Genomic DNA, 19,237 nt, shown 5'->3' with positions numbered 1-19,237 from the left:
CGGGTTGAGGAGTAGGTTTGAGGTTTAAAATTTCTTAATTAAAACTACACACAACATTAGTAACCGTTGCACAAGCCCCTAATTTTCCAGAATCGGGATCTAAATAAGCCGCTTTAAGCGGTTTTATTTTTTAATGTCGATTAGGAAAAGGTGAATATTGGGTTGCTTAAAAGTGGGGGTTTTAGCTCCTGTAACAGCTTTTGCGGAGAAAGACACTGAGCAAGATGCTCCGCTCCGGATTTCACCTTCTTTGTTTGAAATTTCAGGTACTTTTTGAGGTTATAAGCAATGGCTGCCAGGTGCATGCACTTGTTAGCTTGCCTTATCCCAATGGTATTTACCTTCCGCAGACCCATAAATTCCTTTAGCGTACCAAAAACAGGTTCTACAGTGCTTTGGCGCTTGCCTTTCATATAGCGGCCACGCCTGCTCTTTACCCGTTCAATATTCCTGTCGTACTCTTCCCGATAAGCGGTAATGTTAATCCGTTTCTCATGGCTCTTGCCAATGCAGGTCTGCTTTATGGGGCAATCTTTACAATCGGCCCGCGTGGTAAAATAATTGTCCTTTAAATTACCATTCTCCATTTTCTGCTTCCGGAAGGTAACTTTCTTTCCCTGTGGGCACAGCCAGAAATTACCTTCTTTGATATATTCAAATCCATCAGGCCCACCTTTGTAGGTTCCATGTGGGGGAATGTAAGTGGTGAGGCCTTTCTTTTCGAGGTAGGCATAATTCTCCCCACTACTATAACCTGCATCTGCCAAAATATTCTCCCAGATAAGACCTTCCCGGCGAAGGCGCCTGTTCAGCCTTGTAGTGGTATCCTGAAGATACTTAGTGTCTTTTTTATCTGCATGATATGCTTTTACATCTGTAATTACATGAGCTTCGGTATCAACGGCCAGGTTGCACAAATAATTTAATTTCCTTGCCTTACCGGGTTTCACACTAATCCTCGCATCCGGATCCGTTGGGCTGTAATGGGTTTTGTTGCTGGTATATCTGCTGCCTTTGTTCTTAGCACCCGGACGCATATCCTGTTCCTCGCTCCACTTCTTGTTTCTGTTTTTTATTTCCTGAAGTTCCTTTTTACTGGCCGTGATCTTCTGCTGTTTTTCAGGGGCTTTATTCTCTTTAGCCTTACGATCTCTGCTACTTTGCACCCGCAATTTTGAAAGATGCTCTTCCAGGTCTTCTTCCGGAACTTTAATCTCAAGACTGTCCATAGAAGCATTAGCTTTTACAGGTGCAGAATCAATTGCCTGGGTGTGGCCGCTTACCAGTCCGGCATCTATGCACAGCTTTAAGACTTTAGTGAATACATCTTCAAAAACATCTTCGGGAAACAGTTGTCGGGTGCGGCTTATCGTACTGTGCCAGGGCAGTTCTTCGTCCACATCATAACCTAAAAAGTAGAGAATGTCCAACCGCATTGAACAGTGGTCCATCAGCCCGCGATCGGTCGTGATATTTTCCAGATAACCCACCAGGCAGATCTTGAAGAAGACCACGGGATCAATACTTTTTTGCCCGCTCTCGCCATAAAATTTCCGGGTAAGTGGATATAGGAAATCCAGGTTAAGGGCTTCTTTTAAACGACGATAAAAATTTTCTTTTGGAATTCGGTCACTCAACTTGAACGAGGTGAAGAGTTTTTCCTGATAGTCTTTTTTGCCTTGCATTCCATGAAATTACCTAATTTCAGTAATTTGTGCAACAGGCACATTATATAAAAACCATGCTTAAACCTGTGTCAAATCAAAACTCCTTGCTCGTTTGCTCAGCGGATTGTCCTGCGGACAATCACGCGCGCCAGCTCGCAATGTTTTAATACGGGACGGTGCCTCTTCCTGATAAGAAAATCGTTTAAAAAAGAATTATAATGAGGTGATGGTCAGTAGCTTAACTTAGCCAACATTAGTTGGCTAAGTTAAGCTACTGACCATTAACAAACCAAATTTAATTGAAAATGTCCAGTTTTTTACTAAATAAACTGGACAATATATTATATTTGAAAAAACAAAAAACACTTGAAAGTCACTGATTACATAACGAATACCATAAACAGATTCCCTAAAGGATATGTTTTCACCTATGAGGACTTTAACGTAGAGGTGAAAAAAAAAGAAGCCGTAATAAAAGCGTTAAATCGAATGGCTAAATCAGGAAATATTTCCAAATTATCAAAAGGAAAGTTTTATAAACCAGAAAAAACACCGTTTGGTGAACTACAACCTGATCAAGAACAAATAGTGAAAGATTTGCTAGAGGATGATGGTAAATTAATAGGCTATCTAACTGGATATAGTATATATAATAAATTAGGTTTGACAAGTCAAGTAAGCAATACCATACAGATAGGCCGAAATCAAACTCGTCCCATGTTCAAAAGGGAGCGATACACTATATCCTTTATAAAACAGAAAAATAATATCACCAAAAAAAATATTCCATTGCTACAAATATTGGATAGCATTAGATATATAAAAAAAATACCTGACAGCACCATAAAAGAATCATCTTTACGACTATTAAAAATAATAGGAAACCTTTCTAATGATGACAAAAAAGATTTAGTTAGATTATCATTAAAATACCCTCCATCAACCAGAGCACTTTTGGGTTCGATATTAACTGAAACTAAGGACGAACAAATTACTAGGCCTTTGAAAGATTCTTTAAATCCAATTACAAAATATAAATTCCCGGGAACCTCTAAAGTATTATCCAGCGCTAATAATTGGAATGTTTTATGAAGCTTCACGAAAATAAAAAACTATTTAAACAAGCTATCCGGTTTACTTCTGACCAAATGCAAATTTCATCAATATATGTAGAGAAAGATTATTGGGTTACTTATGCCCTATTTACAATATATAATGATGAAATAGGAAAAGATACTGTATTTAAGGGAGGGACGGCTTTATCTAAATGTTACAACATTATTGAAAGGTTTTCAGAAGATATCGATTTAGTTGTCTTAAAAAATAAAGGAGAATCAAATAACCGGCTAACAAATAAAATCAAAAAAATAAGCTGCGTAGTTAAGAATGTTTTACCCGAAATTAATGTTGAAGGTCTAACTAAAAAAATGGGAATGAATCGTAAAACAGCCCATTCCTATACAAAAGAGTTCCAAGGAGACTATGGTCAAGTAAGGGACGCAATTGTCGTGGAAGCTACTTGGCTTGGATATTTTGAACCATATACTAGAAAAGAAATTTCATCATTTGTAGGTGAAATGATGGTGAAAAATAACCAAACGGAAATAGCTGAAGAAAATGGCTTATTACCATTTGAAGTTTTAGTATTAGAACCAACGAGAACGATTTGTGAAAAAATAATGAGTTTAGTCCGATTTTCCTATACAGACGAACCTATTGAAGATTTGAAAAAGAAAATCAGACATCTTTATGATATACATCAACTATTATTGAAAAAAGAGTTTTTAGACTTTTTTAATTCACCTTTATTTGAAGAAATGTTATTGAAGGTAGCAAATGATGATGTTGTTAGTTACAAAAACAATAATGATTGGTTGAAACTCCATCCTTCAAAAGCTATGATATTTGATAAGTCAGATCAATTATGGGAACAATTAAAAAGTGTTTATGAAAACGATTTTAAAAACTTAGTATATGGAGAGTTTCCTAAAGAAAATGAATTATTTAAGACATTAATAATATTAAAAGACCGTCTTGATTTGATCAAATGGGATTTCAAAACGAATAGTTGAAATCAGGACAAACGCACAACGACAGTCCATCGCCAATAAACAGCACCGTTAGGAAGTAAATTATCTTAACCAACAAACCAATACTAAGCTGACAAATCCGTGTCCTCTACTCCACTAAGCGAAGTAAAGGAGACCATTGCCCACAATTATGAAAGGAATCTGTGCTTTATATGAGGAAGAAACTGACTTAATGCAAAGTCACATTTATCCCAAATTCGTAATCAAACATTCCAAGGAAACTGGTTCTCGATTTTTAAGAAATTTTGAAACGCCGAATAAAAGAGACCAAGATGGCCCAAAACCTTATTTATTAGGGTATAAAGCAGAACAAAAATTTTCTAAGAGTGAAAAATGGTTTGCGGAAAACATTTTTAAACCTTATCTAAATGAGAAGTATACAATAAAATATGATGAAAATTTGTACTATTTCGCACTATCTTTTTTATGGAGAGTTATTCAATTAGAGCTTAAAACTAGTAGAACAGACTTTACTAAAAAGTGGTATTATGACAAAATGATGGAGGCGGAAAAGGAATGGAGAGAATTTTTAAAGAACAAAACAGTTCCCAAAAATCACCACAATGTAAATATGCTATTGACAAGCAGATTATTAAACAATAATAGTGGAATTAAAGGCGTAGATTTTTATTTTACAAGAGCATTAGATGCAACAATTGTTAGTAATGAAACAAAGACATCACTTTTAATTTACGGTAAATTCAATAGATTTATTTTTTGGAGTACAATTTTGAGTGAACCATATACCGATGAATTATATGAAGTGGAAATAAATCCGAATGGAGGAATAATGGAAGTTCCTCAACAAGTGGAATTTTATCCATTCAATTCTTTTGTAAGCAATAGACTCCGCGGAGTAGAAAAAATGCCAAAAGCGAACGAAGTTCAGCAGCAAAAGATTGAAGAAGAAATTTTAAAAAACATCAATGATTTCTGGGATTCAGATTTGGGAGAATCTTTGGATAATGATATAAGTTTAGACAAATAACTATGGGCACTAATATATAAATACAATGCTTGGACCTGTCTCAAATCGAAACTCTGCGCTCGCTAGCTCAGCGGATTGTCCTTTCACCTTTGCCCCAAGCATCGGTGAATGTAAGACGAACAATTAAACTCGTCGGCACGAACATTTTTTCTGGCCGTTACATTCAGTTTTAAAACAACAAAAATGACAAAAAACAACATTCTAAAACTATTAATATTAGGAATATTTCCATTTTTAATTTCTGGAATAATCCGACACGATGTGAATAAAGAAAAATATATCGAGCTTGCTAAACGCGCGGAATTTCAAAGTGTTGGTGAAATTTGGATTAACACCTATTTTTCAGGTTCTGCCGTGTTAATTTCCGATAAATATGTCTTAACGGCAGCGCATAATGTTATTGAGAGCGACACGCGAATAGATACAATAAATAATAATGGCCAAATATTTTACGCTAATGTTCCAATTAATCATCGAGTGGTAAAGTCTGATAGTTTATTTGTAAAATTAGATAATAAACGTCTTTCTGTAGATGAAGTGATAGTGCATCCTAAGTACCTTTCTGATATTGACAGGGGAGAATACGACTTAGTTCTTTTAAAATTAAAGAAGCCTGTAAAAAAGATTGAACCTGCCAACCTAAGTTTTTCAACAGATGAGATAAATTCTAATGTCACTGGTGTAGGATACGGAGCGTCAGGTGTGGCAGACAAAGAAGATATGGAAATGAAAATGGAGAAATTAGCAGGACAGAATGTTGTTGATTCGATTGGCGGATTATCGGAAAATGGATTAAAAATTTATTTATTTTCCGACTTTGATTCTCCTGATGATCCGAAGTCAAACAAACTTGGCAGCCCCACGCCTAGAGATCTTGAATATTTAAGTGCCGCAGGAGATAGTGGAGGTGGTTTATTTAGAGAAAACCAAAACAATACAATGGAACTAATAGCTATTAACAAAGGAACTCAATTTGACCACAGACAATTTCAAAAAACTCTACATTATGGCCAAATAATGCGTTGGACTCGATTAGCTCCATTTGAGGAATGGATATCAAAAACTGTATGTAATTGAGTGAATGGCTCCGCAAAAAACCTACGAAGTACGCCTCTCATTACACTCCTGCAAACTTTCGAAATACTGGTCTTTTTGAAATCGGAATAGTTGTGCGTAGTGGCTCACAATCCATCTTTTCAATCACCTTTTATCGCCAGCAGCCGGCAGCGTTAGTAAGAAAATAATTAACTTGACCAACAAACCAATACCAAGCCGACATCCCGATAGCTATGGGGACGCGTCCCTTACTCCGCTAACTGGCGACAACCGGGAACATTGGTAACAAACCGACTTCAACTCATAAAGAGATAAATCCAGGTCAAGAAGAAATTGACTATATTAGCTTTATGAAAATAAAGGAAAGTATAAAGGCTAAAATGATTGACTTTACCACATTATGCAAATTATATAATGTGAAGAATCTTTATGCTTTCGGATCTGCTACCACAGACAGATTTGACGAGACTTCAAGCGACATAGATTTACTGATCGAAATTGAAGAAAATGATCCTTTAGAAAGAGGTGAAAAACTTTTAGCCATCTGGGATAAATTAGAAGAGTTCTTTCAGAGAAAAGTTGATTTATTAACCGAGTCTTCCCTAAAAAATCCTATTCTTAGAAAGAATATTGAGGCTACAAAAATTTTAATCTATGACGGAAAAAGGCAAGAAGTATCTCTCTGACATACTAATGGCTATTGACTTGATAGAGGAATTTATAACAGACACACCAGATTTCGTCACATACCGGAACTCAAACTAGAAATAGAGCCATTGGCAGACTGACTAATCAAGGCCAGTTGCCATTGGAGTAGACGACTCCACCACTAATTGAGAGAGTAGGCCTCTCATACCACCGAACGTAAGGATCTAGTATACGGCGGTTCATAACCCGTCTTTTCAATCACCTTTTATCGCCAGCAGCCAGCAGCGTTAGTGTAGAAAATAATTAACTTAACCAACAAATCAGGTCTAAGCCGATATCCCGACAGTGTGACAAATTCATTTTCCCGGAAGCCAGTAGAAATTATAACAATGAACAAAATTTACGGAATACTAATTTTAGTAATCTTAATAATTGGTTGTAAAGAAGATAATCGAGAAAAGGAATCGGTTTCTAAGAAGACTAGTTTCAATCAGGAATTAGCAAATGAGCTTAGAAGAATTGCCGAAATTGATCAAATAGCCGCTTACATTCCTCAAGGTGAATACAAACAATTAAGCCAGGAAGAATGGGCTGCATTTAAAGACAGCGTCTTTATTGGATATTCCGGACTAAGCTGACCCCTCTAAATCCCATCTTTTAGCATCTGTCATTCCGGCGGATGCTGACCCCCTTAAAAATTAAAAAATGAATGTCCGGTAAAATTATTCCGGAGCATCCTGACCCCCTTGAGCAATTTTAAATCGTGATTTCGGTTCAAATTGTGCCAGGTATTTCGGTTTAATTTTTGGTTTTTTCAGTGTGTAACAATATGGCTTACAGTCATAATAAAAAATTTATCCAAATAATTTATTCTGAAAAAAGGGGGAATTTCCCCTATTATGGGTTTTCCAAATAATCTATCTTGGTGCATATAAAATTCGATCGTATATGACTACCTCTTCAATTTATGCCATTAAGCCTGGACCAAAACCAAAAAAACCAGATGGAACACCCGATAGAAGAAGGCGGGTGACTCCAGAAACCAAACCAAAACATCCAAAATTAAAGCCTCACAAACATAAGCCCGGAGATTAATATTCACAGAATATTCAATATGAACTTTTAAATATTTGAATTATGCCTAGATACTATGTTAACACCAATTCACAATCTAATGGAGATCACGAAGTACACGAAGACTCTTATTGCTCCAATGCTCCAACACCACAAAATCGGAAAGACCTCGGATATCATTCTGATTGTCATAGTGCGGTAAGGGAAGCTAAAAGAACTTACTCACAGAGTAACGGTTGCTTTTATTGTTGCAATCCCTGTCATACTTCGTAACCTATGTCTTTTTACAGCAAAGTAAAAAACCCAAAGTTTCCTGTTAGGAGCAACGATGGGTTTGTTCAAATGATTTCAGAAATTGAAATAACGCTTTAATTAAAACTTTCTGCAATACAGGAAAACCTGTACTTCTAATTAAAATGTGAGCTACTCATTAATCCCATTATCCCAGGGAGAGCAACCTTGCATATCGGTTAAAATCCTGTTGATAGTTTTTTCAGGAATTCCTATAAATTTTAAATCTAATTCCTATCTTGTTAAAAATTTAACAAGTAGAGTTCAATGAATGAATTCTACACCGGCGACTTTCCCTACATTGTCGCTTTTTAATCGCAATCTCATATTCTGCATGCAGACGGAACAAGAAATCAATTCTGGCAATCCATCTATACTAAAGCCTCGCAAAACGCTTAATAAGGCATTTTTAAAGGTTAAACCCATTCGCTCCCAAATTGAGGAGTTTAAAGCCAATCTTATTCAGTTACTTAATCGCACCAATGATACAGAGAGCGAAGAGTTTCATAAGAATCTGGTTATTGACTTTCTCAAAAAAACCTATTACGATCCCAATCATTTTATCAATACCAAAGGGCGTAATGACTTGGTGATTCACAACGGAAGCAAGGCCAAAAGCAATGTGGGCGTGATTATAGAAGCGAAAAAACCCACCAATCGGGCCGAGATGCTAAGCAAAGAAAAGATCAACACCAAGGCTTTTCAGGAATTGGTGCTGTATTATTTACGCGAACGCATTACTCACAAAAACCTGGAGGTGAAGTATGTGATCGCTACTAACATTTATGAGTGGTTTATTTTTGATGCCAATACCTTCGAAAAAACCTTTGCGCAAAACAAAAAGCTGGTAGCCCGTTTCACCGATTTCGAAGCCGGACGCCTGGCAGGGAAAACTACTGAATTCTTCTACAAAGAGATCGCCGAGCCCTTTATTGCTGAAATTCAGCAAAATTTAGAGTTCACACATTTTGATATCAGGAATTATGAGAAACCTCTTCGGAATAACAATCCGAAAGATGATAATAAATTAATTGCTCTCTTTAAGCTACTTTCCCCCGAACATTTGCTGAAGCTGCCGTTTACCAACGACAGTAATAGTCTCGACAAGCGGTTTTACGGGGAGGTGCTTCATATTATAGGCCTAACCGAAACTAAGCAAGGCGGGAAAAAGCTCATTGAACGACAAAAGGAAGGTCATCGCAATACCGGTTCTTTTTTGGAAAACGCCATTATTCAACTCGACAGTATGGATAAGGTGGGCCGACTGGAAAATCCTTCGCAGTTTGGAGAGAATCATCAGGAAAGACTTTTTAATGTTGGTCTGGAACTCAGCATCACCTGGCTTAACCGTATACTTTTTCTGAAACTTCTGGAAGCCCAGCTCCTCACCTATCACAAAGGCGATAAATCTTATGAATTTCTGAACCTGGACAGGATCCATAACTACGATGATCTCAATTCGCTGTTTTTTCAGGTATTGGCAAGGCAGTATTCCGAAAGAAATGAAGATGTAAAGGCGCTTTTTGAAAAGGTGCCTTACCTCAACTCTTCGCTCTTTGAGCCTACCGATATTGAGCACAGCACACTTTTCATCAGCAACCTTCGCGATGATAAAACCTTGCCTATTTACAGTGCCACCGTGCTTAAAGACAAAAAAGGCAAAAAACGCAGCGGTGAACTAAACGCCCTGGAATATCTCTTTGAATTCCTTAACGCCTACGATTTTAGCAGTGAGGGTGGGGAAAGCATTCAGGAAGATAATAAGACCCTGATCAACGCCTCGGTGCTTGGGCTTATTTTTGAAAAGATAAACGGGTACAAAGACGGCTCTTTCTTTACTCCAGGTTTTATCACAATGTATATGTGCCGCGAGACCATACGCAAGGCCGTAGTACAGAAATTCAATGAGACCAAAGCCTGGAATTGTAAAGACCTGGATGAACTTTATGATAAAATAGAAGACCGGCAGGAGGCTAATGAATTGATCAATAGTTTAAAAATCTGTGATCCTGCGGTGGGTTCAGGGCACTTTTTGGTTTCGGCTCTTAATGAGATGATCGCCATAAAAAACGACCTGAATATCCTTCAGGATCGCAATGGCCGTAGGCTTAAGGAATATAATGTTGAAGTGGTAAACGACGAGTTAGTCGTTACTGATGATGAGGGCGAACTTTTTGAATACAATCCCCGCTCAAAAGAAAGCCAGCGGGTGCAGGAGGCGCTGTTTTATGAAAAACAACAGATCATTGAAAACTGTCTATTTGGAGTAGACATCAACCCCAACTCAGTAAAGATCTGCCGACTGCGACTCTGGATAGAACTTTTAAAAAATGCTTACTACAAAAACGAGACGGAACTCGAGACCCTGCCGAATATCGATATTAACATCAAATGCGGGAATTCCTTAATTAGCCGTTTTGACCTGGATGCCGACTTAAGCAAGGCGCTGAAAGAAAGCAAATGGAACATTGAAAGTTACCGCAATGCGGTAGACACCTATCGGAATGCCCATAGCAAGGAGCAAAAGCGGGAGATGGAGAAGATTATCCACGACATCAAAAACGACTTTAGAAGCGAGATCTCTGCCAATGATCCGAAAGTAAAACGCCTGCAAAAAGTAAAAGGCGAATTGTTTTTGCTCACCAAACAAACCCAGATGTTTGAAATGTCTAAACGCGAAAAGGCGGCCTGGAACAAGAAGTTGGAGAAATTTTCTAAGGAAAGCAAGAAGCTGGAAACCGAAATACAGGAGATCAAAGACAACAAGATCTACGAGAATGCTTTTGAATGGCGCTTTGAGTTTCCCGAGGTGCTGGACGAAAAAGGTGATTATTTGGGCTTTGACGTGGTGATTGGGAATCCGCCGTATGTTAACGCAATGGAGTTAAAGAAAGTGTTAGATGATACGGCATATAAACACCTTAGAAGTTTATACATAACGGCCAAAGGATCTGTAGATTTATACATATATTTCTTTGAATTAGGCTTTAACATACTTCGGAAAAACTATTTCTTAAATTTTATAACTCCTAATAGATTTTTGTCATCAAGTTATGGTACTGCTTTAAGAGACTTACTATTAAATGAAACTAGCCTCTTACTAGTAGGTGATTATTCAAATGTTTCTGTTTTTGAAGAGGCCTCTACATATCCAATTACTACTTTAATTCAGAAGATTAAGAACAAACATTCTTTAAAATCATATACCTTTTCTAGCGAACATAAAGAATTGGTATTTAGAAATTATAGAACAGAAGACTTGTTCTCTTTAAGTGATCATATTCTTGGTTTCATTCTAAGTGAAAAATATGATATCGTTAAAAAAATTATAAGTTCATCCGTAAAGCTAGATGAATGCGGTATTATTAACGCTACTTCTACTGCACGTGAAGCAGATGAGTTTCACGATCTTATAAATGAAGAAAAGGGATTCAAATTAGTAAACACAGGTACAATCGATAAATATAGTACCACGTGGGGTGAATCCACTATGACTGATCAAAAAGTAAAATACCTTAAACCACACCTTCCAAAATCACCAGAAAAACTAGGAAAAAACCGATTCAATCTTTATTCTAATCCCAAAATAATTTTTGCCAAGATTGCAATTACACCAGAAGCCTTTTATGATAAGGATGGAATGTATGCATCAATTAATACAAATTGTATTCATTCATTTTCAGAAGGTTTTGAACCAAAATATATTACTGGTTGGGTGAACTCTAAATTATTTCAATACATGTTTGAATGTTTTTTCGATGGTTTAAAAATGGCTGGTGGATACCTTTTATATTCTGCGCCAAACCTTTTAAATACATATATCAAAAAGGCTTCCCAATCAGAACAAATGAAAATATCAGAAGTTGTACAGGAAATCATGTTCAATTAAAACGACAATCCCGCCGCCGACACCGCTGCTTTGGAAGCTGAAATTGATCGGCTTGTTTATGAGTTATATGGGTTGACTGAGGAGGAGATCGCTATAGTGGAAAACATAAGAAACTAGGGATATGGAGGATGGAAATAGCATCTATTTCGGTCGGGATATAAATAAATAAAGAAAGGGTTATAAAATGGTAAGCCGCAACTATCAGAAAATTTTAAAATGAAACAAAAATTCCTTAACCTACTTTTAAAAATTTCCAATAAAGCTTTACAACTACATAATCAGTTATCTGATAAAGTGCCTTTAAATTTTGACTACTCCTCTTTATCACCCATCGATGACGGAGATGAAAAAGGACATTACTCTAATGCCTTAAATTGGGCTCTAATAAATAGAAAGAAAAAGGATATAAAAAATATTGCTTTGACCGGACCTTATGGTTCAGGTAAAAGTACAATACTTAAAACGTTTCAAAAAAACTACTCTGGAAATGACTTAAAGTTTTTAAATATATCTCTAGCCACCTTTAAGGAAGAAAAAATTAAGAGAGATCAAAACGGTAATATCATTCCAAAAGAAAAAGAAGATAGATTAAGACTCATTGAAACAAGCATCTTACAGCAGATTTTCTATCATGAAGAAGATGAAGATATTCCTGATTCCAGATTTAAAAAAATAAAAAGTTATTCAAAAAGGGGTTTGCTTTTAATCTCTTTTGGCACTTTAATATTTATTTTATCAATCCTGAATTTCACATATCCAAATTTGCTCCTCGGCAATTTAGAAGATATAACGTTGCCTGAAATTATAGTAAAAATCTTACACTACACCAGTATAGCCATAATCTTAAGTGGAATACTGTTTATAATTTTTAAGTCTGTTAGAATTATTAGCTCAATAACAATTAACAAACTAAAATTTCAGAATGCTGAAATCGAAATTGTAGAAAGTCCAAATAAATCAATACTTAACCATCATTTAGATGAAATATTATATTTCTTCAGTGTTACACCCTATAACATTGTCATAATTGAGGATTTAGATCGCTTCCAGGAAACAGAAATATTCACGAAACTTAGAGAAATCAATCTACTGCTCAATAACTCAAAAAAAACTCAAGAAAAAGGTATTGTTTTTATTTATGCCGTTAGGGATGATATGTTCTCGGATAATGAAAGAATTAAATTCTTTGATTTTATCATTCCAGTTATACCGGTAATAAATTCATCAAATTCGAGCGAGATTTTACTAAGAAAAAAGAAAAAGTACGATTATAATCTCTCAGAAGGCTTCATAGAAAATCTCTCATTTTTTATAGACGATATGCGCTTATTACATAATGTAACGAACGAATTTTATTTGTATAAACAAAAACATGGCGAAACTCCTTTGAATCAAGAAAAGCTTTTTGCAATAATTGCTTATAAGAATATTTATCCAAATGATTTTGTGAAATTAAGTAAAAATAAAGGATCATTATATAAAATTTTGAACTCTAAAAATTCTTTTATCAATGAAGAATTGAGAAAAATATACTTGAATATTGATCAGATAAAAGAAGAGCTTAATACTTTGGAACGACTTTCAATTAAAAATATCAAAGAGCTTAGACTTATTTATATAGCAAGAATATTAGAAGAAATGCAAGGTGTTCAAGGTTTTCAATCTTACGTGATTAATGATAAAGAAGTTTCGATAAATGATTTATTAAAAGATGAAAATTTTGAATATATAAAAAATAACGAGATAAAATATAAACGCCAGGATAAAGATGTTTATGGTAGAATAACCTATCCAATAAAAACCTTGCCAATTCAATTTAGCGATGTAGAAAATAAAGTTGACTCAACTAAAGTATACCATGAAAGAGAAAAGGAAATAAGCGGATTTATTTCTGATAAGATGATTTCATTAAGAAAGAAAATTCAAGAATTAGAAAAAGAAAAGATTAGGAAACGAAATCTAAAGATTGCGGACTTGATAAGCCTAAATTTTGACTTAAATTTTCAAATAGATCCTAAGATAGATACAGATTTCGTAACGATACTTGTAAGAAATGGATATATAGCAGAAGATTACCTAGATTACATATCTCTTTTCCACGGAGAGAGTATAACTAGATCTGATCACCAATTTCTCATAAGTATAAGAAACAAGCAAATTTTAGAGTTCGATTATAAATTAACTAGAATTGAAAAAATTGTATCGAAACTTAATGTAGTAGATTTTAACAGTGATTACATATTAAATTTCGATTTAATTAATTTTATTTTAGAAAATACAACTAGATATTCAAATCAAATCGATTTTATTTTCACAAAGCTAAAAGATGAATCCCAAAGATCTCTAGAATTCATAGACGGCTTTTTTGAAAGAAATGAACATATAAGTTTATTCACCAAATATTTATCTAAATATTGGATTGGTCTATGGAATTATTACGTAAATGACATAAAATACGCTGACGATCAAATAAGGTTGATTCTTAAATATTTAATTCTCTATTCTGAATTAGATGATTTAAAAATTCAAGCTAAAAACTCAACTTTAAAAAAGAATATATTATCGGATCAAAATTTTTTACTTCTTGCAGAAGATACCCAAAAAACAATAAATGTTATACAGGCTTTAGGATTAAAATTTCAAAATATAAATTTTAAAGATTCTCCAGACGAATTACTCAATTATGTTTATGAAAATGATTGGTATGAATTAAATATTAGAAATATTATTTCCCTATTGAAAAGGTATGGCCACTTTGATCAAATTACTTTTGACAACTCTAATTACAAATCAATTAAAGAATCGAAAGCGGATAAACTAATAAGTAAAATTGAAAATGACATTAATTTCTATTTGGAAAATATCTATTTCCAAATCGGCAGTAATATTAATGAAGATCAAAAATTTTTAATCGATTTGTTAAATAATAATGAGGTAATCTTATCTAATAAGCAAAAATTAATAAAACAAATTACTACTAAAATTGAGGATTTAGATTCGATTATTGACAAGGAGGTAAAAGAAGAATTATTAATTAATGATAAATTAAATCCAACCTGGTACAATCTGCTGATAGCATATAAATTTTCTGAGGATAAAATATCAAATTCTATGTTGGAGTTCATTAATCATTCGAAAAATGCCCAATTATTATCTGAAACAAAAATTCCAAATGAAGGAGACAAAAAAAAAGATTTCGGCCCATTTACTAGAGCATTATTAAAGGACAATAGAATTGAAAATGATTCATATGAATACTTGACAAAATCAGTTCCGTGGTGGTATAAAGATTTAGAAATGGATGATTTAGATAATGAAAAAGTTGCTCATTTGGTTAATAACTCTGTTCTTCAGCCTGAACCAGAGAACTTTAAATCCTTAAAAAAAGAACATAGGCCTTTAAATATAAGGTTACTAGAAAAATTTAAAAATAGGTATTTCAAAAAATTAGATGAATTAGATTTTGATGGAAATGATGTAGAGGATATATTAAAATCGAATGAATTTAATCATCTTGAAAAAAACACTTTGTTGAATAGTTGTAGTAATGAAGTTATTACATCAAATTTAGATAATTTAGAAATAATAAGTTCACTTCTGGTGCAACATGGTAATTTTGAAGTAAATAAGCCTCTTATTATAATAATTTTATTAAGCAAAACTGTTTCCATTTCAAACAGGATAAAAATTTACAACGCTCGTTTAGAAAAGCAGAGTAAGGAGTTTATTGATAAATTCTTGATAAGTTTAGGAAAGGAGTATGAAAACATTACATTAAGAGATAAGAGAGCTAAAATTCAAAAAAATAGCTACAATGAGCTTTTACTTCAAACTTTAGTAAAGCAAAAATACATTTCTAGCTTTTCCAATACAATTATGGGCTTAAGAGTAAATCATTGGAGGAAGAGATAACTGTTCCTAAGATTGGCAGATCACAAACAAAGGATATTTTTAAAAAAATTCAAGTTCAGAAACCAGAAAATAAAATTTCAGCTTTCCCCCAAACCCAAACTATGAACAAACCTCTCCTCTACCTCCTTCTCTTCCTACTCACCGCCTGTAATCAAACTTCAGAAAAAGAAAAGCTCGCAGAGAAGGAAAATGAAGCTCTTCAACAAATAATCGACAGCGCGGCAGTTCAATTGATTGACAAACCGCTGATCAATTCTACTTCCATAGGAGTGGTGTATGGGGATCAGAAATTTACAGGGCATTACGGGGAATTGGAAAAGAGCAAAGGCAATTCGCCATCCAACAAAACCATTTATGAGATAGGTTCTCTGAGTAAAGTATTAACGGGGACACTTTTGGCCAATGCGGTATTGGAGAAAAAGTTAAGTCTGGAGGAGGAAGTAACTAAATACCTGGAGGGAGATTATCCCGGCCTTTCATACAATGGTGAACCTGTAAGGATAAAACATTTGCTCACGCATTCAAGCGGCTTGCCAAATGTGCTTCCCCTTAGTCTTAATCCCCTGATGACGACCGAATTTCTGAAAGAGGAAAGTCCGGCTAAGATCGATAGCATCCTTAAGGCCTACAATAAGAAATCGTTTCTCAAGGATTTACAGGAGGTGAATATCGATACCCTTCCCGGCAGCACTTATTCCTATTCTACCGCCGGCACCGAACTTAGCGCCCATATCCTGGAACAAGTTTATGAGACCAACTTCGAAACTCTGCTAAAAAATGTTTTATCTGATAAGACAGGGATGCAGAAAACCCTAATTAGTTTGCACGAGAAAGAGAAAGAAAACCTGGCCGTGGGTTATCACGCCGAGCATCCTGCAATAACTTCCCCGATGGGGGAATTACCCTGGGGTGCAGGCGGGGGCATAAAAACTACAGTTCCCGATATGATTAAGTTTTTGAAATTTCAGCTGGAGAATAATAAGCTGGCCAGGGATTCTCGCAGAATATTGAAAAACTATAGCGAAGAGGTAGGCGTGGCTTACTTTTGGCAAGTATTTTCAGATGATGAGAAATGGGGCACCCATTATTTACATCACGGCGGGGTACCCAGGGCACAGTCTTACCTTTTCGTTCTTCCCGAGCACCAGCTGGGAATATTCATAATTACTAACCAAAGCGGAAAAGATACGGCAGGAAAATTAAAAGCAGCCGTTGAAGAGATTATTGAGGGGGTCATTGAAAATAAAGAATCAAATCTTAAGTCTTATTAATATTAATGCTAAAGTAATTACTATAGCAATAAATGAGACTTTAACTATCTAACAAAACAATAATGAAGCAAATTTTCGCCGTATTGATATTAGCACTCCTATTCACGGGATTTAAATGTGAAAAAGAATTTCAGCAAGTACAAATCTCACCTCAACAACAAATAATCCATTTAAAGGCCTTCGCTAAAGCTTATGGATATGTAAAGTATTTTCATCCCAGCGATGAAGCCTCGGCTATAGACTGGAAGAGGTTTTCGGCCTTTGGCGCAAAGGAGATTGTGAATTGTAAGAATACCGATGAAGCAATCGCGAAATTAAATGAACTTTTTAAACCCATCGCACCCGGGATTGTCTTTTCCGGTGAGCAGCAACCCTACGATTTGTCCCTGATCACTCCCGGGAACACTAAAAAATATAAATCGACTTACTGGCAACATAATGGGGTTTCCAGGGATATGAATTATCAAAGCGGGATTTATAGAAGTGTTAGACCAAATCGATATACAGAAATCGACGAGGCCAGTGGGTTTGGTAATCTGGTGTTATCTCTGGATTCAGAAAAATACAAAGGAAAGGAGATTAAATATACCGCCTGGGTAAAACTGAAGGAAAGATCTGAGGGCACTGGCCACTTATGGTTGAGGGTAGATAAGTCTGATAACACACCCGGCTTTTTTGAAAATATGGATGCAAATCCCATTGAAAGTAACAACTGGGAACAGTATGAAATAGTTGGAGAAGTAGATGAGTTAGCATCAGGGATTGTTCTGGGAAGTTTTTTAAAAGGAAAAGGGACTTTGCTTATAGATGATGTGCACCTTTATTATAAGGAAAACGAAGAATGGATAGAAATCCCTATAAAAAATAATGATTTTGAAGCTGAAACTATTGGAAAAAAGAATAAGGATTCAGACTGGGCAGGAAATAGCCAGGGCTATTACTACACGATTTCATCTACCGATAGCAAAGAGGGTAAACAAGCTGCAATTATTGGGTATGAAGGTAAAGTTAAACGAATTAAAGGAAGGGCTTTTTTTGATTCCCATCCAGAATTTGGGGAGCTTATTGAAAAAGAAATTGGAGAGGGTATTTATTGTCAAATACCACTAAACCTTTATACCAGTACCGAACATACTTTTCCTGAAAGTTCATCCTTACAAATTTTACAAAAACAACTTGATGTATTGGACCTAAGCTCAAATAGTACTTCTTTATTTATTGGAAATGTAATCAACACCTATAATGTTTTTCAGCATTTTTACCCCTACTTTGATGAAGTAGAGGTAGACTGGGATAATGAATTAACTACCGCGCTGGAAAGAAGCCTGCAAGACCAAACCGAAGAAGAACACTTGGTAAGTCTTCAGAAATTTACCGCTCCTCTAAAGGATGGACATATTTCGGTGCGCGGTCCTAATGATGATAAATATATTCCCGGTATTAACTGGGAATGGATTGAGGGGCAGCTAGTCATTACCCAGGTTGAAGACCAAACTGCAGACATTAAACTTGGGGATATAGTTACCCGTATAAATAATCAATCGCCAAAGGATTATTTTGAAGAAATCAACTCCAGAATTTCGGCAGGCACTGAGGGTTGGTTAAAATATAGAGCGCAAAGACTAAGTCGTCTTGGGGAGCAGAATGAAGAGTTGATATTGGAGATCGACTCCAGAGAGATAGTGCTAACCAGGGATAGGCAATTTGATTATAATGATAGAGGTATTGCCGTTCAGGAAAATGATTATAAAGTATTGGATGGCAATATATACTACCTCAACCTGGACAAAATTGAAATGGATACGATAAATGCTTTAATGCCTAAGTTAGAGCAGGCAAAAGGTATTATTTGTGATTTAAGGGGTTACCCTAACGGAAATCATGGTTTTATCTCTCACCTTTTAAAAGAAAAGGACACTTCGAAAGCCTGGATGCGGGTTCCAAAAATAATATACCCTGACCAGGAAAAAATTATCGGATATGAAAATCACGGATGGGAATTAAAACCCAACAAACCCTACCTGGGAGACAAAAAGGTTGTTTTTATTACCGATGGAAGAGCTATTAGTTATGCCGAGAGCTTTATGAGTTTTATAGAAGGCTATGAATTGGCAACTATAGTGGGACAACCTACTGCAGGTACTAATGGTAATATAAACCCCTTCGGCCTTCTGGGAGATTACATCATTAACTGGACCGGAATGAAAGTAGTAAAGCACGATGGTTCCCAGCTTCACGCCATAGGAATTACTCCGGATATTTATGTGAGCAAGACTATTGAAGGAATTACTGCAGGAAAAGACGAATTTTTAGAAAAAGCGGTGGAAGTAATTTTAAAATAAATCTTACAG

General features: G+C 35.4%; 13 protein-coding genes. 12 read left to right on the top strand and 1 reads right to left on the bottom strand.

What is annotated here, in order from left to right:
• Positions 1-140: 140 nt before the first annotated feature.
• Positions 141-1,685 (bottom strand): IS1182 family transposase, encoded by a 1,545-nt coding sequence (locus ACW6QP_RS13930; RefSeq protein WP_457911478.1) that lies wholly within the window; start codon positions 1,683-1,685, stop codon positions 141-143.
• A 348-nt stretch (positions 1,686-2,033) separates the two neighbouring features.
• On the opposite strand from ACW6QP_RS13930, the gene ACW6QP_RS13925 reads away from it, so the two are divergent.
• The 12 genes from ACW6QP_RS13925 (at position 2,034) to ACW6QP_RS13870 (ending at position 19,228) form a co-directional block, all read left to right on the top strand.
• Complete coding sequence (locus tag ACW6QP_RS13925; protein WP_457911477.1) at positions 2,034-2,759, top strand: DUF6088 family protein; 726 nt, start codon at positions 2,034-2,036, stop codon at positions 2,757-2,759.
• The gene (locus ACW6QP_RS13920; RefSeq protein ID WP_457911476.1) at positions 2,756-3,739 is read left to right on the top strand and encodes a nucleotidyl transferase AbiEii/AbiGii toxin family protein; all 984 of its coding nucleotides are present in this window, start codon (positions 2,756-2,758) and stop codon (positions 3,737-3,739) included. The genes ACW6QP_RS13925 and ACW6QP_RS13920 overlap by 4 nt, the downstream gene beginning before the upstream one ends.
• Positions 3,740-3,887: 148 nt before the next feature.
• Complete coding sequence (locus ACW6QP_RS13915; protein WP_457911475.1) at positions 3,888-4,745, top strand: hypothetical protein; 858 nt, start codon at positions 3,888-3,890, stop codon at positions 4,743-4,745.
• Between the two features lie 183 nt (positions 4,746-4,928).
• The gene (locus ACW6QP_RS13910) at positions 4,929-5,822 is read left to right on the top strand and encodes a trypsin-like serine protease (RefSeq protein WP_457911474.1); all 894 of its coding nucleotides are present in this window, start codon (positions 4,929-4,931) and stop codon (positions 5,820-5,822) included.
• A gap of 329 nt (positions 5,823-6,151) precedes the next feature.
• Positions 6,152-6,487 carry a nucleotidyltransferase family protein gene (locus ACW6QP_RS13905; protein WP_457911473.1) on the top strand — a complete coding sequence of 112 codons (336 nt, stop codon included), beginning with the start codon at positions 6,152-6,154 and terminating at the stop codon, positions 6,485-6,487.
• Positions 6,488-6,838: 351 nt separating this feature from the next.
• Positions 6,839-7,087 (top strand): hypothetical protein, encoded by a 249-nt coding sequence (locus ACW6QP_RS13900; RefSeq protein ID WP_457911472.1) that lies wholly within the window; start codon positions 6,839-6,841, stop codon positions 7,085-7,087.
• A 310-nt stretch (positions 7,088-7,397) separates the two neighbouring features.
• Positions 7,398-7,544 carry a hypothetical protein gene (locus tag ACW6QP_RS13895; protein ID WP_457911471.1) on the top strand — a complete coding sequence of 49 codons (147 nt, stop codon included), beginning with the start codon at positions 7,398-7,400 and terminating at the stop codon, positions 7,542-7,544.
• 42 nt (positions 7,545-7,586) lie between these two features.
• Positions 7,587-7,796, top strand: coding sequence for a hypothetical protein (locus ACW6QP_RS13890; RefSeq protein ID WP_457911470.1), 210 nt, complete (start codon positions 7,587-7,589; stop codon positions 7,794-7,796).
• Positions 7,797-8,148: 352 nt separating this feature from the next.
• The gene (locus tag ACW6QP_RS13885) at positions 8,149-11,703 is read left to right on the top strand and encodes a DUF7149 domain-containing protein (RefSeq protein ID WP_457911469.1); all 3,555 of its coding nucleotides are present in this window, start codon (positions 8,149-8,151) and stop codon (positions 11,701-11,703) included.
• A 216-nt stretch (positions 11,704-11,919) separates the two neighbouring features.
• Complete coding sequence (locus ACW6QP_RS13880; protein ID WP_457911468.1) at positions 11,920-15,615, top strand: YobI family P-loop NTPase; 3,696 nt, start codon at positions 11,920-11,922, stop codon at positions 15,613-15,615.
• Positions 15,616-15,716: 101 nt separating this feature from the next.
• Positions 15,717-16,886, top strand: coding sequence for a serine hydrolase domain-containing protein (locus tag ACW6QP_RS13875; RefSeq protein ID WP_457911467.1), 1,170 nt, complete (start codon positions 15,717-15,719; stop codon positions 16,884-16,886).
• A 62-nt stretch (positions 16,887-16,948) separates the two neighbouring features.
• On the top strand, positions 16,949-19,228 hold the full coding sequence (locus ACW6QP_RS13870) for a S41 family peptidase (RefSeq protein WP_457911466.1): 2,280 nt from the start codon (positions 16,949-16,951) through the stop codon (positions 19,226-19,228).
• Positions 19,229-19,237 lie beyond the last annotated feature (9 nt).

Source organism: Salegentibacter haimaensis (genome assembly GCF_054121495.1).
The sequence above is the reverse complement of the archived record's forward strand: the minus strand, read 5'-3'. Positions and strand labels throughout refer to the sequence as shown.